Annotated in this window: 13 protein-coding genes; 3 read left to right on the top strand and 10 right to left on the bottom strand. The window is 46.4% G+C overall.

The window, feature by feature from the left end:
* Nucleotides 1-72: 72 nt before the first annotated feature.
* The 9 genes from ACRBG0_RS09160 to ACRBG0_RS09200 all read right to left on the bottom strand — a co-directional run bounded on the left by ACRBG0_RS09160 (nucleotide 73) and on the right by ACRBG0_RS09200 (nucleotide 11,229).
* A complete protein-coding gene (locus tag ACRBG0_RS09160) occupies nucleotides 73-1,176 on the bottom strand; it encodes a ligand-binding sensor domain-containing protein (RefSeq protein ID WP_431486595.1) in 1,104 nt (367 codons plus the stop codon).
* 51 nt (nucleotides 1,177-1,227) lie between these two features.
* Entirely contained in the window at nucleotides 1,228-2,394 is a 1,167-nt protein-coding gene (locus ACRBG0_RS09165; RefSeq protein WP_431486596.1) for a ligand-binding sensor domain-containing protein, read from the bottom strand.
* Nucleotides 2,395-2,478: 84 nt separating this feature from the next.
* Nucleotides 2,479-3,525, bottom strand: coding sequence for a bifunctional transcriptional activator/DNA repair enzyme AdaA (locus ACRBG0_RS09170; RefSeq protein ID WP_431486597.1), 1,047 nt, complete (start codon nucleotides 3,523-3,525; stop codon nucleotides 2,479-2,481).
* Between the two features lie 81 nt (nucleotides 3,526-3,606).
* Complete coding sequence (locus ACRBG0_RS09175; protein ID WP_431486598.1) at nucleotides 3,607-3,918, bottom strand: hypothetical protein; 312 nt, start codon at nucleotides 3,916-3,918, stop codon at nucleotides 3,607-3,609.
* 80 nt (nucleotides 3,919-3,998) lie between these two features.
* On the bottom strand, nucleotides 3,999-4,778 hold the full coding sequence (locus ACRBG0_RS09180) for an ABC transporter permease (protein WP_431486599.1): 780 nt from the start codon (nucleotides 4,776-4,778) through the stop codon (nucleotides 3,999-4,001).
* Nucleotides 4,775-5,692, bottom strand: a complete 918-nt coding sequence (locus ACRBG0_RS09185; RefSeq protein ID WP_431486600.1) for an ABC transporter ATP-binding protein — start codon at nucleotides 5,690-5,692, stop codon at nucleotides 4,775-4,777. Before ACRBG0_RS09185 ends, ACRBG0_RS09180 begins: the two co-directional genes overlap by 4 nt.
* A 714-nt stretch (nucleotides 5,693-6,406) precedes the next feature.
* Nucleotides 6,407-7,072 (bottom strand): hypothetical protein, encoded by a 666-nt coding sequence (locus tag ACRBG0_RS09190; RefSeq protein ID WP_431486601.1) that lies wholly within the window; start codon nucleotides 7,070-7,072, stop codon nucleotides 6,407-6,409.
* A gap of 58 nt (nucleotides 7,073-7,130) precedes the next feature.
* The gene (locus ACRBG0_RS09195; RefSeq protein WP_431486602.1) at nucleotides 7,131-7,574 is read right to left on the bottom strand and encodes a hypothetical protein; all 444 of its coding nucleotides are present in this window, start codon (nucleotides 7,572-7,574) and stop codon (nucleotides 7,131-7,133) included.
* A 220-nt stretch (nucleotides 7,575-7,794) separates the two neighbouring features.
* Nucleotides 7,795-11,229 (bottom strand): LamG-like jellyroll fold domain-containing protein, encoded by a 3,435-nt coding sequence (locus ACRBG0_RS09200; RefSeq protein ID WP_431486603.1) that lies wholly within the window; start codon nucleotides 11,227-11,229, stop codon nucleotides 7,795-7,797.
* 74 nt (nucleotides 11,230-11,303) lie between these two features.
* Between ACRBG0_RS09200 and ACRBG0_RS09205 the strand changes: the two genes are divergently transcribed.
* The 3 genes from ACRBG0_RS09205 to ACRBG0_RS09215 all read left to right on the top strand — a co-directional run bounded on the left by ACRBG0_RS09205 (nucleotide 11,304) and on the right by ACRBG0_RS09215 (nucleotide 14,578).
* Entirely contained in the window at nucleotides 11,304-12,218 is a 915-nt protein-coding gene (locus tag ACRBG0_RS09205; protein WP_431486604.1) for a LuxR C-terminal-related transcriptional regulator, read from the top strand.
* A 374-nt stretch (nucleotides 12,219-12,592) separates the two neighbouring features.
* Nucleotides 12,593-13,285, top strand: coding sequence for an SDR family NAD(P)-dependent oxidoreductase (locus ACRBG0_RS09210; RefSeq protein WP_431486605.1), 693 nt, complete (start codon nucleotides 12,593-12,595; stop codon nucleotides 13,283-13,285).
* A gap of 213 nt (nucleotides 13,286-13,498) precedes the next feature.
* Complete coding sequence (locus tag ACRBG0_RS09215; RefSeq protein WP_431486606.1) at nucleotides 13,499-14,578, top strand: S-adenosylmethionine:tRNA ribosyltransferase-isomerase; 1,080 nt, start codon at nucleotides 13,499-13,501, stop codon at nucleotides 14,576-14,578.
* Nucleotide 14,579: 1 nt separating this feature from the next.
* On the opposite strand, the gene ACRBG0_RS09220 is transcribed toward ACRBG0_RS09215, so the two are convergent.
* Nucleotides 14,580-15,242 (bottom strand): Uma2 family endonuclease, encoded by a 663-nt coding sequence (locus ACRBG0_RS09220; protein WP_431486607.1) that lies wholly within the window; start codon nucleotides 15,240-15,242, stop codon nucleotides 14,580-14,582.
* Nucleotides 15,243-15,337 lie beyond the last annotated feature (95 nt).

Genomic DNA, 15,337 nt, shown 5'->3' on the forward strand with positions numbered 1-15,337 from the left:
TATAAAGACCAGTCTTTTGGTTCAGGTAACTAAAAACACCGTTACTCTTATTAAAAATGACAGTTCCTCCTTTTAGAACGTCATCTCTGTTACCACTTCTCCATCAAACTTCCAAAGGCCATGCCTGCCACCGAACCAAATATTACCTTGAGCATCTTGGGTAAGAACAAGCACGCCAGCAAAGCGCTGCCCTTTTGATGAAGTGAATTCCGAAAAGGTTGTTCCATCAAAAATACAGAGGTTACCTCTATCCCCTCCCAGCCAAAGGTTACCCGTATTGTCTTCAAAAATGGACCGAATACTTTTACTGCAAAGTCCGTCTTTTTCATAAAAACTTGTCATCGACTCACCATCATAATAGGTTAAGCCGCTTTCTCTGTTTCCATTAAATCCAAACCAAATGTTCCCTGATCTGTCCTCATAAACGACTCGAACCATGTCGTCTGTCAATCCATCTTCTATCAGAAAATGGGTAAACGTTTCTCCATCATACTTACTTGCTCCGCCGTGCGTCATGGAAGCAAACCAGATATTCCCTTGACTATCTTCAGTGATACTCGGCACCCAGTTATGATAAAGGCTATCTTCCTGTTTCCTCCCGATTTTCGATTGAAAAGAGGTGAAACTTTGGCCGTCATAGCGGTAAGCGCCAGCACAACCTGTGCCTATCCATAAATTGCCTTTACGATCCTGAATCAAGGAGTGAACGGCGTTTGGACTTAAGATCGGGTAAACCTTATCCAGCCATACGCCAGAAGTATCACTAAAAGGGATAGGAACATGGGTAAAGGTTGTTCCGTCGTATTGGCAAAGGCCATTTTGAGTACCCAACCACAGCATACCATTTTTGCCTTCTGTAATTGCAAAAACCTGGTTGCTACTCAATCCATCTTCCTCTATAAAATGCGTGAACGCGGTTCCGTCATAACGGTACACACCACCTCCGTTGCTTCCAAACCACAAAATCCCATCGCTATCTAAATAACCACTATTAAAACCATTCTCAGGTTTTACGACCTTCACTTCTTTGGGAATTTGCAGTTTAGCTACTGACGCAATAGCATCACTGCCTTCGAGCTTCGTCTGAGAACTCCCCGAACAGGAAATGAGGCACAACGCTAATAACAAGGTTAAATAGTGTTTTAGGCAATGTGAAAAACAAGGCAATGTGCTCATTTTTTCTTAGTTGTTTTTACAAGATTAGTGTGAATGCATTTATACGAACAGCTACCGCCAAGGCCCTTCCTTGGTCACATTCACGAAAGAACTCCCCTCCAACCGAAAGAGGCCGCCGGAAAAGCCGAACCACAGCTTGCCTTCTTTGTCTTCTTGTATGCTTTGGATACAGTTATAGGTAAAACCAAGATCACCGAATCGTTCTTTAAAATTGGTGAACGTCTTCCCGTCATAGCGGAACACCCCGTAGTGCATGGAGGCAATCCAGATGTTGCCGCTGCGGTCTTCATAGATAGGGCCAATTAGTTTGCCATGTAGGCCTTCCGTATCTATAAAGGTGGTAAACGTCTTACCGTCGAAGTGGGTTAAGCCAGCATCGGTAGAATCCACAAAGGAATTAGGATTCCCTTCTTCTGGTATTCTGGCATTTCTGGATCCAAACCAAAGGTCGCCCCGGCTATCCTCCAGTATACTGTAAATATTGTTGTTGCTGAGGCCGTCTTTTCGGGTGTAATGGGTAAACTTTTTTCCATCATATTTGGCGACGCCAAGGCCGTCTCTGCCAAACCAAATATTACCTTGGCTATCTTCGATCATACACCATACCTGCTCAGGTGAAAACAGGTAACTCAAGTAGTCTACCTCGGGTCGGGGGATGGGAAAGTTAGTAAAACCAGCGCCATCATTACGGCTAACCCCCTTCGCTGTGCCTACCCAAATAGTCCCTTTGCTATCGGCTAGGATACTCCATGTATCGTTATCACCTAAGCCTTGTTCTACCCTGAAGTTGGTGAAGGTTTTTCCATCGTATTTAGACACTCCTGATGTGGTGGAAAACCATAGGTTGCCCGCTTTATCTTCGGTGATGTCGTTGATTTGATTGCCTGCCAAGCCGTCTTCGGTCGTAAAATAGGTGAGCGATGTTCCGTCATAACGGGCGACACCATAGGCCAGGGTACCGAACCAAAGGTTACCACCTTTATCTTCAAATACCTCGCGTACGTACTCTCCGATTTGGATAGCAGGATCAGGGGTGGAGTTTTGCGAGAAAACACCTTCAAAAAGCTTATTAGTTACTTCGTTTTGCCCTTCTTGGGAATTTACCTTGGCTGTAGCAACAGGTGAGCTTTCTTTTTTTGAGTCTGACGTTTCTTGCCCATTGCAAGCGGTAATGAAAAACAAAAGGCAGGGTGCTAAACATTGAACAAGCAGCTTCATAAAAGTGATATTTTATATTACAGCAGCAATAATACACATCCCTTATGGGTATTCCGTTACGCTTAACAGGCTCGTAACAAGTGCCTACTTCTTCCCCATTTCCAAATCCAGTAACCACTGCTTTCGGGCCAAGCCTCCAGCATACCCCGTGAGGCTGCCGTCACTACCAATCACACGGTGACAAGGAATAACGATAGCAACCCGATTGTGACCATTGGCCGAGGCTACGGCACGCACAGCCTTGGGGTTACCAAGGCGGATGGCTTGCTCTTTATAGCTTCTGGTGGTGCCGTACGGAATGGTCTGTAGTTCGTGCCAAACTTGCTGCCGAAAAGGAGTTGTAGGCGTATGTAGCGCCACGGAAAACTGCTGTAATGTGCCCGCAAAATAAGCGCTTAACTCGGTACGCAGTTGCTCTAAATAAGAGTTACTGCCCGGCAGAATAACCGCATCGAGGCGCTTACGCAAGTCCTTAAATTCGGTTTCCAACATGCGCCGGTCTGTAAACTCCAGTAGGCAGATGCCCTTGTCGGTGGCACAGGCGTACATGGGGCCTAGTGGCGTGACGATACGGTCGATATGAATGACCTGCTTGCCTTTTTGGTCGGAGGGGTTGCCCTGAAATATTTGCTTGAAGCGTTCATTGAATCCGCTGAGAGATTCGTAGCCGTTGCCGAATGCGGCATCGGTGACGGAATACCCATTGGTGATGTGGTGATAAGCACTATTGAGGCGCATCATACGCTGATAGGCTTGGAAAGTCATGCCGTGCTCTTTGTTGAACCAGCGCCGTATTTGACTGGGTTCAACACCTCTGGCACGCAGATCGGCATCGCGGATTTTTAGCTCTGGGTCTTCGCGCAATTCGGTGAGCAAGGTTTGAATATAATCAGGCGTTGCGCCAGGTTCCTCCAATGGCTTGCAACGCTTGCAAGGGCGGTAACCATGTAGGATGGCGGTTTTGGCGAGGGGAAAGAATTCTACATTTTCGGGTTTAGGTTTGCGCGCGGTGCAAGTCGGGCGGCAAAAGATGCCGGTGGTCTTCACTGCGGTGTAAAACACGCCTTCGTAGGCTGCATCTTTCCGTACAATCGCCTGGTATTGCTCTTCAAAAGTCAAGCTGTTACTCATTCTGTTTCTTGCGTTTGTACAAAGGTAACCTAAGGCTTTCCTTCTTGCTACCGAAAACTGGACAGGGAATTTTTGGAGGGATTATCTAATCCTTTTTCGCCGTTTCTTTTTCTTTTGTTTCTTGGCAATTTCTCCCATGACTTTCTTCATTTTTTTAACGGTACGGACGCTTAGAAACCATTTAATATAAGAATATGCCCCTACTAAGAACCCACAAAGTAGAACTACAACCAAAAAACGATCGCTATGAATAGATTCAGGGAATAGAAGAGCAGCAATTAGCACAAATACGATCATTCCTACACTACTAAAAAGAATAAAATAGAAGTCATCTTTTTTATTCTCTTTTTCAAATTCTTTGCCAATCTCCTTTTTGAAGTCTTCTTCTTTCATATAAAAAACAGTCAGGCATACTCAGTGTTTTTTTTCACCTCTGACAGTTAACCATTAGCTGACAGTAAATATTTCAGGTACTAAACCACTCTCTTCCGCACCATATCCAAGCCCGCCAGCACAAATACTACAGCAGCCAAACCAACACTGCGGTAAACGAACTTCAGCTCGCTCAGCCATTCGTAGGCGGGGTCCTGGTAGTTGCCGAGGCCCAACATCGGGAAACCGTAAGGGTGGTATTCTACATATTTCCAGCCTTGTGACAAGATAAGGAAAGAGATCCAGCCTCCGATACCTATTCCCAGTGGCAAGAGCAGGTTCTTCCACCGCTGGCTCATCCAAAACTGTAGGGAAGCGTAGCCCAACGTCGTCAAAAAAATCTTAATGGCCAACTGGAAAAAGAGGCCAATGCCAAAAGCTTGGTCAAAACCCAAATCAGGCATCATCACTTTGAGGAGAAGCCCCACTAAAACAGTGAAGACACTAAAAAGTAATAGGCTGAATAATAGCATGAGCGCAAAGACCACTACTTTGGACGTATACACCACCAGGCGGGAAAGGGGCTGTGTATAGATCAACTTCCAGGTATTGGAGTTGTGTTCAATACTACTGACAAAAAGGGCCACGATCATCACAAAAAAGGTAAATAGGAAGTTACCGGGTTCGATACTCAGCTGTACTAATCGCTCCCAAGGATTCTCGTCGGGGCCCAAGAGCTCGTGGCCTTTTTTTACAAAAATCATCAGATTAATGAATGGCACAAAAGCCGGCGCCAGCAATAGGAACCAGAGGATAAAAGTTCTTCGGAATTTGTACAATTCTGCACCAATTCCCCTTTTCAGGGCGGTTACACTGTTCATTGGTCGAGCTTTTTGGTGAGGTTTAGAAAGACAGCTTCGAGGTTCTCCTGGGAAGAGGAGAGTTGGTAAACCTGCACGCCGCTGGCGACCAGCAGCTGATTGATTTCTGCGATTTCCTGCTTGCTTTTGATCGCTAATAGTAGCCCGTTGTGGTAGGCTTCTAAAATAACGAAACCTTGCTTTTCCAGTACATGAGTAGCAGTATCCACGTGATCCAGCTCTATGCTAAGTTGTAGGTTATCACCTCCATTTTTCAGCCCCTCCAACTTCCCTTCGTAGAGGATTTTGCCTTGATCGATGATGGCTACATCGGTGGCCAGTTTTTCTATTTCAGAAAGAATATGGCTGGATAGGAAGATGGTCTTGCCGTGGTCTTTATTAAGTCGCAGAATCAATTCTCGCATTTCGATGATGCCGCTGGGGTCGAGACCATTGGTGGGTTCATCGAGGATCAGTAGCTCGGGGTCAGTCAGCAGAGCGGCGGCGAGGCCCAGGCGTTGGCACATTCCCAGGGAGTAGTTTTTGGCCTTTTTATCGGCATTGTCTACGAGGCGAACGATCTTCAACACCTCGTCTACCCGCTCTTTTTTTCCGCCCACCATTTTGCGGACGACTTCCAGATTCTGCCTGCCAGATAGGTGCTTGTAGATGGAAGGGTTTTCGATCAGTGCCCCGACCTTTCCGAGTATTTCTTCGCGGTGATCCAGGAGTTCTTTCCCAAATATGCTGACCTGGCCCCGCTTGGGGTGAAACAAGTCCAGCAGTACTCGAATAGTGGTGGTCTTTCCTGCGCCATTGGGCCCAAGAAAGCCATAAATGCTCCCGCGCGGCACATTCAGACTGACCTGATCAAGGGCTTTGAAGTCTTTGAAGTAGAAATCCAGCCCTTGCGTTTGGATAATTGGTTCCGGCATCTTTCCCTATTTGTTATGGCGATGAAGATGGGGAATATGTGTTTGGTGAAATTTTAAACTATACGAAGGAAGGGGTTTTGTCGATGAAGGTGGTGTTCCTCCTGAAGCCTCGGTGCTTACGCAGCATTGAGTTGGTTCTAAATGCGCCCACCTCCAAACAATCAAATCCCTGTCCTCCACCGGGGGAGGTGTCCGAAGGACGGAGGGGCAGCCCTATCTGAAAGGGCTACCCCTCCCTCGATCCTGTGGATCGGTCCCTCCAGCGGGACACATTTTGATGGTGCTAGTAGCAAGAATAACACCGATTATAAAGATGACATCCTATTAATTTGGCCTTAGGAGGGAGTTTTACAGAACCAATCAACTATGAGTGATTTAGCCCCCTAAGATTCGCTTTCTGGGTCTGATAGTATTTGTTGCATTGCACTATCAAAGCTATCAAAGTCAGCAACTTTATAATGACCACATCTTTATCGTTTAAAGATTGCCACTTTCCCTGAAAGGTGGTGGTTGGATTTTGTTTACAACCAGACAATAATAAAACTATCGCTGCAAACCAGAAAAATTTGAGTTTCATAGAAAAAGCGTTCATGTAAGATTTGTTTTCATGTAAGAATTCGAGCGCCTATTTAAGGGGTCGGCGCCGAGCAGGGGTGTTCGTTCCGAGGTATCGGAACTCACGGTGGCGAGTATTTTCAGCAGCAATCTGGGGACTTAGGTTCGCCAACCATTACTCAGTTGCTTATCCTTCCAATAGTCCGTCACCGACTGTAAACGGGCTTTGAATTCCGCAAACTCCTCTTCTTCGAAATTCCGGCTATCGACGGTGACTGTATTTTGGCCCTCTGAAAGAATATATATCTTTTTTTCTTCGAAAACGAAGTACCTAAAATCCTCCATCATGATCGTTTCTTCTTTATTAGGCGCTTCAAATAACAGGAGTTTATCTTCTAGAAGAACTAGCCTAATCTGCGGATTTTTTTTTAACGAAAGAAACTCGAAGATCCCTAAAAGTAAACCAAAGGCGCCCATACTCAACAAAAACACTCTATTGTTCAAATGATTAGTTGAATTCCAGAATCCTAGAACAATAACATAAAGACTTATCAAGGTGCTTCCTAAAAGTGACTTTTTCCGGCTAAAACTCCCCCCTCTTAATTCAGCGACAATAGCTGCTATTGGCTCCACCAATTTTGCTGCTAATTTCTTTTTTACGCTATGGACCATTACAAGTATAGCACCCATCCAAAGCAATATAAGCACAACTAGCCACCACAGAGAAATATCTTCACATTTCAAATATAAAGTTGTAATAGCTACTATGTTGAGCACAGAAATCATAGTAAAAAACCATTTAGAGCGCGCTTGTTTTTCCATCATGATCTAAATAAGTCATTGTAATTCTTAGCATCAATCCCACAGTAATATAAGTACTATTTCACTTTGTCCTCAATTTAGAAACGTGTATAGACTGCCATTCCCCATAGGAAGAAATAAATTTCAGATAATTCCTTTCAAGCGTATCAATAAGGCTATAACGATGATGATAAATAGCCAATTCCCGTACTAGATCTCTGCTTTGCTCGAAGCGAATAATAACAGAATCTCCAAGCAGCTCAACTGTAGAAGAATTTTCGCTAGACATTCCCTCCAACGCGAAAAAGCTTATTCTCAACGTATCTTTTACCCTCGTAACTTCTAATTCAAAAGGCTTTCCAGAACCATAATTCTTTTCAAAATCCCAGGGCTTTCCAAATCGATCATCATAAACAGCATCCACTTCCTTTTCTAAAACGAATGGAGGCTGATCTAATTCGCGGTCGCCTTGATTGCACCCTAGTACCAAAATGATAAATATATATTGACTGCACCTCTGAATCATAAGCTATTTAATGGCAGAAAAAATCAACTCCTATAAAACAAAAAACGGGTTTTTGCCCACCCTTTACGGCAAACAAAAACCCGCGAGTGCAACGAGCACCACCGCGACCCCGATTTATCGGGAGAGCACCACCACCATTCCGATACAATCGGAATGGTACCCCCCGCGAGCCCCGAGGCTTCGGGGCGAGCACACCCACGAGTGAAGCGAGTACCCCACCCTACGGCATCACCACCAATTCCTTGCTATACACCTTCCCATCCAGCTGTACTTTTACGATGTACATACCGGCAGGCAGGCTGCGCGTGTCTAGTTGTTCTAATTGCTCGGAACTGCCTACTATCGTTTGGCCCGTTTGGAAAACCCGACCAGTCATGTCTACAATTTGCCATTCTACCTGCTCGCCTGAGAAGCCGGTAAGTTCTAGCGTAGTGCTTTCTCGGGCGGGGTTGGGGTAGAGGCTGAAACGACGTGGGGTCTCAAGTTCTTCTTCTGTTCCTACAGCTTGAGGAATGATAAAGTCATAGTGCAGATCACCACCAAAATCGGGATTGAACGTTTTCACCGATGCGAAAAACGTCTCGGTCAACTGGCGCCTCAGGCTTACGTTGCCTGTACCTACATTTTGGCCTACAGCGGCCCAGTACCAGAAGTCGAGGCCATCACCGCCATCGTCTTCTATCGTCAGGCTGTAACAACCTGGTGGTAGCATGATCTCGTCGCGGTACGTCGTTGCTGTACTCATATTGCTACGCTCCAATACTACATCACCGTTACTATTTTTGATGGTGTAGCGGTTTTCTCCCGGGCGGTTATTGGTTTTAATCTGAATAAAGAGACTTTCGTAGTCCATTATATCCGCAGGCGTGAAGGCCGAACGCATCATGTTGTTGGCCGCATATTCATCCTGCCCGCCGTTGGGGCCAAAGACGCCTACGATAAACTGAGGGTTTTCGTCGGACGTTTCCCAAAAGAGGTAATCATCAACTGGCAGTTCAATCTCTATCGTTTCGCCGAAAGGCAAATTACCTGTCCAATTGTAAGTGGTCGTATTGCCGTTCACTACACCATAATTAATGCCTAAAGAAGTGATGGTCGTCGTACCATTATTTTTTACCACTACGATAGGCTGCTGACAAGCCGGATTGAAACGCTCATATTCTACCTTCTGGCTGGGGCGCATGACATCTACAACTGCTGCGTCGAGCGTAAAGTTAGGAGTACCATAGCTTACCAATTGGGCCGCCACTAGATAATTGGCTTCTGACATAAAGGCGCCGTTTACCCCATAGTCCACATCAATGGTTTCGCCAGCGTCTTCTGGCACCATAAATTCGTGAACATCCGTAGCCATGCCTGGGCACCAGCCTGCACGGTCAAAAATCCAGGTACCGCCTTGAGGGTAGATCGGGTTTTCGCCACAAGCTTTCCATACATCAAAACGAAATTCCTGGGCGCCACCATTGACGTTGAGGTAGTGCTCGCGAGAAACAAATTCTCCATTTTGGCCGTGTCCTGTGACACTGGCCCTCAACTTATAAGTATCGGCCTCAGGGTTGAGGCGTAGTGTCCGTGGCTCGAAAACGTTATCTGCCTGAATGGCATCAAACCATCCGCGAGCAAAAGGCCATACATTTTCAATAGACAATACATCGCGCGTAGGCGTGCCGGTGATAAACAGGAATTCAATGTCCATTTCCTCCTGGTTTTGGCCGCCCATTTCCATGCTCAAGAAGCGTTCTCCTTTCAGGATGGGCCCAAAATCAGTAACATCAAAAGTGAAGGTCTTTCCTGCTGCTCCCAAGCTCAGGCCGTTGCCGTAAGGGGTGACCAGTGACAGAATCTCAAATTTCGCAGGGCGCTTTAGATGGTAGGTAAGTTCTTCGATATTAATCGTTCCTTCTGCCGTCAGCGGGTACGTTTCGAGGATATTGCCGTCTTCATCGTAAAGATAAGTAGCTGTAGCAGGATAGGTTTCATAAGTATTGGCCACCATCAGGTTGTTGCCATTGTCTACAACATACTCTACGACGGTACTAGGGTACACCAGGCTGGAATCTATCGCCGGCACGGTTTCATTAACAACCGTATGTACCCCTTGCTCAAAGCGGGCAGAGAAGCGGTAGTTGATGCTCGTCCAATCGTAGTAGAGCTCTTCGCCCCGATAGGTTTGCCAATTGGGGCCAACCAAGCTGGCATCAAAACCATTGGCAACATCTTGCGCCACCAAACCGGTTCCTTCATTGAAGGGGTAATGTGCAATCAGCGAAGCAATGGCCGGATGGCTACCAGGGATATCTTCGGTGTACATAATCGCTTGAATTTCTTCGGCCGTCAAGGCACGCTGCCACATACTGAGGTTATCCAAATTGCCAGGGTAAGCGTTGCCACCATTAATATTGGCTCCTACTTTCATGCGAGTTGCCATAATGGGGCGATTCATACCCGTGCCGCTGTGCCATAATTCTCCATTGAGGTAGATGGCCATCGTGCCGGCGGTTGCATCTTTGGTAAATGCCCAGTGGTTCCATTGGCCTTCAAAATCAGCAGTATTAGCTGGTTTTTCTATCCGGTCATATCCGCTACCATCGTTGCCACAATCCCAGTAGATCGTGCCATTACTCCAAGGCAGGTGTACGTTCATCTGGCGGCGATTAGCGCCATCTACGGCCTCAAAAACAGAGGTATTTGCAGGCAATGCATCTTCCAAACCATAAGACCAAAAGGCAACGGTTACGCCCTGTGTCATGCCCAGTGCTTCGGTAGGAACGTCCATCTGACCAGTGCCCTGTAAACCGAGGTAATGCTGATTGGCAGGAGTAGCTCCTAATCCAGTAAGGTTAGTAGTTTCTGTGCCTGCGAAACGCAGTAGTGGTGCTGAATTTTGTCCGGTTTGGCTAACATCCAGTAATACATCACTGGTGCCATCCCATTCAAAAGACTGATAGAAAGGCAGGCTCGTCCATCCCGTCTCCGTGAAGGTGGTCGACTGAAAATAAACTTCTGTAAAACCATCAACAGCCGGGGAGGTAGCATCGAGGTTGTCTTGGTCTACCGCTTTCATACGCAAGCGCAAAAAAGGGAGCGTTCCGCCTGTTTCTAACACCTCCAACTGTAGCGCAGTGATCGGGCCAGCGCTCAGTCCAGCGGCAGTTAAGTCTTCTGCGGCGTAGAGGTATTGTGCCCTGGCACGGTCTTCCAGTGTTCCGATATTGAGTGGCGCAACACCTTCTCCTACCTGGCCAACCGTAAGACTGGTGGTATCCGAAAAGGTTGTTTGTTGCTGACCATATTGTGTATAGGTATAAAAAGGTTGGCTCGTAAAGGGAAAATCTTCTCCAGCAAACCCACTGATCAGATGAGAAGGATGACGACTTAGTGAGGAGTCTTGAAGCGTAGGGTCGGTAATAAAAGTATTACAGCTGTAATCCCATTCCCGGCAACCCACGTTGCCACTACCTACTGCATTGTCATGGCAGCGCATATTGTAGCGCATGAGAATCTTTTCATAAGTCTGCGTTTCATCATCAGGAAATTGATAAAACCCTGAGCGAGCATCATCTGCCCAGGTAAGGGTTTGTACCCGTATGGTATCCTGTGCGTTGAGACTGAAGAAGATGCACGCGAAAAAGCTCAAGAGTAGAAATTGCTTCATTGATCGTTGTTTTGCTCTCAAGATAGGGCTTATCTCTTTTTCCTGTAAATTAGTGGCTCAAGTTCGTCCACCCCATGACCGAAAAAACGTATTTCCAACACCTCTACGAAATTGCTCGCCACTTAAATCAAGCGTTTACGCTGGAAGCTGCTTTGCGCAAAGCACTGGAAAAAACAGTGGAGGTACTTGATCTGGAAGGGGGCTGGATTTGGCTGGTGCAACCCGACAAAAAGAATGTTTACCTGGCTGCTTCGCACCAGTTACCTAAAGCCTTGAGCCAACACCCAGAACGCCTTTCCGGCTGGTGTTACTGTATCGACAAGTACCTTTCCAGTAGCCTGAACCAACCTAGCAACATCAGTGAAATTGCCTGTTCTCGGCTCAAAGACCTCGCCGAGGTGGAAGATGGTCTCAAATTTCATGCTTCGATCCCCATCAGTTCTAATGCCGAAAAAATTGGAATTCTAAATGTGCTGCACCAGCAAAATCGGCAGCTTGATGAGGAACAATTGCAATTATTACAAACCATTAGCGAGCTGCTGGCCATTGCGGTACAACGTACACGGGCACAATCTGTAGCCAACAATACCACCCTCCAAACCAATGGTGAACAAAAGATCCTCCAACAACTGGTACTACCCACTTTGGTGAAAATGCAGCAACAACTTGATGAAGAGGCTGGCCTTGACCTAAGCACCCTAAAAAAAGATTTAGCCAGCCTACAGAAACAACTCCACACCGTACAAAAGGAGTTACCCAAAATGGCTTCGCCCTCCTCTGAAATTCACTACCCCAACTCTCCGCTTACTCCCCGCGAAAGAGAAGTATTGGCATTGGTCAAACAAGGGCTCACCAATCCACAAATCGCCGGCCAGCTATTTATTAGCGAGCGGACCGTCAAATTCCACCTTAGCTCTATTCTTGCGAAACTGGACGCTCAGACCCGAACGGAAGCTGTTTTGGTGGGTACGCAGCGGGGTTTGTTTTGATTTACATGGCCTCTTGACTTTAGAATTGTCTGATATTATATAAGCATTACGGATTTCCGAGTGCATTCACGACCCACCCCAACCCCTCCCTGACCAGGCGAGAGGCTTTTACAAACCGCCCAATCACGGCCCAAAAACCATTGAAACACATTCATAATCAACACTTTATACATTTAAAATCCTCCATCCATCAAAAGGGAGGGAGTTAGAGGGTGGGTCGTGAATACAGGCCCCAAAGCGTCACACACTCCTCATATTATCAATTGAACACCCTCATCCCCTCACCTATACCATCGTACAGGTCGTAACCAAGCCGATAGACCGTAGTTCTAGCAAGCTCTTTGCCTGATCTTTGTTCTAACAAAACAGAGATTATGAAAAACAACAAAACAGCACTGATAACAGGTGCTTCTCGCGGATTAGGCTATGCTTTAGCGCTGGCTTTAGCCAAAAATGGTTGGCAACTACTAATCAATGGCCGCAATGCGGAGACTTTACTGAAAGCATACGACGAGCTATCCATACACACCAAGGTTGTCGCTATTTCAGGTGATGTGCGCGATGAAATTCATCTCCTCCAACTCCGCAATGCACTTCATGACCAGCAGTGGCAACTCGACCTGTTAGTCAATAACGCTTCTGCGTTAGGGATTTCGCCATTGGTTCCTATCCTCGAACATCCGGTGGATAATTTACACGAAGTCCTTCACACCAATCTCATTGCGCCGGTTTCTCTTTTGCAAAAAGTGCAAGCTTTCTTCACCGACCAACCTACCATTATTAACATCAGTAGTGATGCGGCCGTAGCGGCTTACCCAAGCTGGGGAGCTTACAGCAGCAGCAAAGCAGGGCTCGATCACCTCAGCGCTATTCTTGCGCAAGAGCAGCCCCAATGGAAAGTATACGCTTTTGATCCTGGCGACATGCGTACCCAAATGCACCAAGCCGCCTTTCCTGGGGAAGACATTACCGATCGCCCATTGCCGGAGGAGGAGGCGCTGCCTGCTTTACTAAAACTGCTACAATCGGGAGTTCCTAGTGGTCGGTATACCATTGATGCTGTGTAGTAGTTTTCCTACCCTTTTTTCGACCCATCCCCAAATCCCCTTCCTTTCAAGCTAATCTCCCTACACGAGAAAACTTGCACATATCATGTGCGAATACAATTAGGAATATTAGACAATTCCAATAATGTGCTTGATAAAGTTGTGTAGGAAGATTAGCCTTTCCAGGAATCGGCTTTAACCTAAGTAATGCGTAAGAACAAATTGCTATTTATTATGACAAAGACAACAATTGCCCCTATCCATTTTGAGCTACCACAACAACTCTCCTGCCCATTACCGACAGAAGAAAGAGGCATTGCACGCGACGAAGTACGCCTACTCGTGAGTAACCAGGATGGTGATAATATTGAACATCAAAAATTCAAGGCACTGCCGGATTATTTAGAGGAAGGTGACGTACTGGTCGTCAACAACTCGGCTACCGTGCCGGCTGCGCTACCCATCCTCTTGGAGAGTGGCCAAGCAGCCCGCCTCCACCTAAGCACCCAACTGGATGATATTCACTGGTTAGCCGAAATCAGAACCGTCCATAGCAACCAAAGTAAACGCTGGCGGAATGGTACTACAGGGCAGTCGTTCCTCCTGCCAGGAGGTGGCCAAGCGACCTTAATCGCCCCCTTCTATCAAAACACCCAACAACTGCACCTATGGAAAATCAGTTTAAAATTGCCTTTGCCCTGGCAGGAATATTTACACCAGCATGGCTCGCCCATTAAATACCAAAACCTGGATCAAGGGTATCCGCTAAATTACTACCAGACCTTTTTCAGCAGTGTTCCAGGTAGTGCAGAAATGCCTTCCGCCGCAAGAGGGTTTACACCAGAGATGATTGAAGAGCTCCTGCAAAAAGGGATACAAATCATCCCTATCACCTTACACACCGGCGTATCGAGTCTCGAAACCGGAGAAATGCCTTACCCTGAGAAGGTCATGATTTCGCCCTTAAATGCTGCGCGAATCAACCTGGCTAAATCAAGAGGAAAACGCATTATTGCGGTAGGCACCACCGCTGTCAGAGCAATAGAAACCGCCACGAACATTCAAGGGCTAGTGACCGCTTTTAACGGCCAAAGCGAGCTATACATCCAACCGGGCTATAAAATGAAAATTATCGACGGGCTCCTCACCGGATTTCATGAGCCAGAGGCTTCTCACTTGTATATGCTTCAGGCTTTAGCCAGCAAAAAGCATCTGCGCAAAGCCTACGAAGCGGCCATCCAGGAGGGATACTACTGGCACGAGTTTGGTGATTTACATCTTATTATTGCGCAGAAAATAAAAAGTGCGATTTAGCTTAAGTTTGCTGCATTCTTTGCAAAGCCGCAAGATTAGCGGAAGCCGAAAAGATAGCGCTGACTGGAATTTTAAAGCCAGGAATGGCATGGCTGGTTATTTCATCCCTCATTTCCTTGCGGCCATGTAAGTGATATTCTTCTTCCTCTCCTTCTAAAAGATACTGCTCTACTATATTTTCTACTGGATCAATGATCCAATACTCGGCAACACCGTGTAGTGCATAATCAACTTTTTTGATCCCCCGATCATAACCAGCAGTGCTGGGCGAAAGTACCTCTACCACAAAGTCGGGCGCAGGAAAGAGCATCTGATCATCATGGAATTCTTTTGCTTTTTCCTGATTCCAAAAGGCGATATCCGGTTCAAAGCTGTTTCGGCTCAGATGAATCATGATTTTTTCATCTTGGACTTCGCCTAAATCATTAGAACGTGTATACACATCCAATAACAGGGAAAGGTATTTTCTGGCATTGTTATGCCGACGTTTGAAAGGAGAGTGAATAATTACTTCACTATTAATAAATTCTGCTTTCACCGTTTCATCGATGTCATCATAAAACTGTTCGCGCCGCAATGCCTCCTCTTGGAGGTATTGCCGTGCCTTCTCCACCAGCTGAGGCAGATTAGGAAGGTCGAGCAATTCTTTGAGTGCAGTACTCATTTCAATGCGTTTGTTTTCTAAACTAGTGGTTAAACCACTTTTAAAGACAACCAATTTAGCCCATTTTTACAAGCAGCCCATCTCTCCTCAACAAT

The organism is Lewinella sp., assembly GCF_050633125.1.
In the GTDB taxonomy this organism is placed as follows: Bacteria; Bacteroidota; Bacteroidia; order Chitinophagales; family Saprospiraceae; genus Lewinella.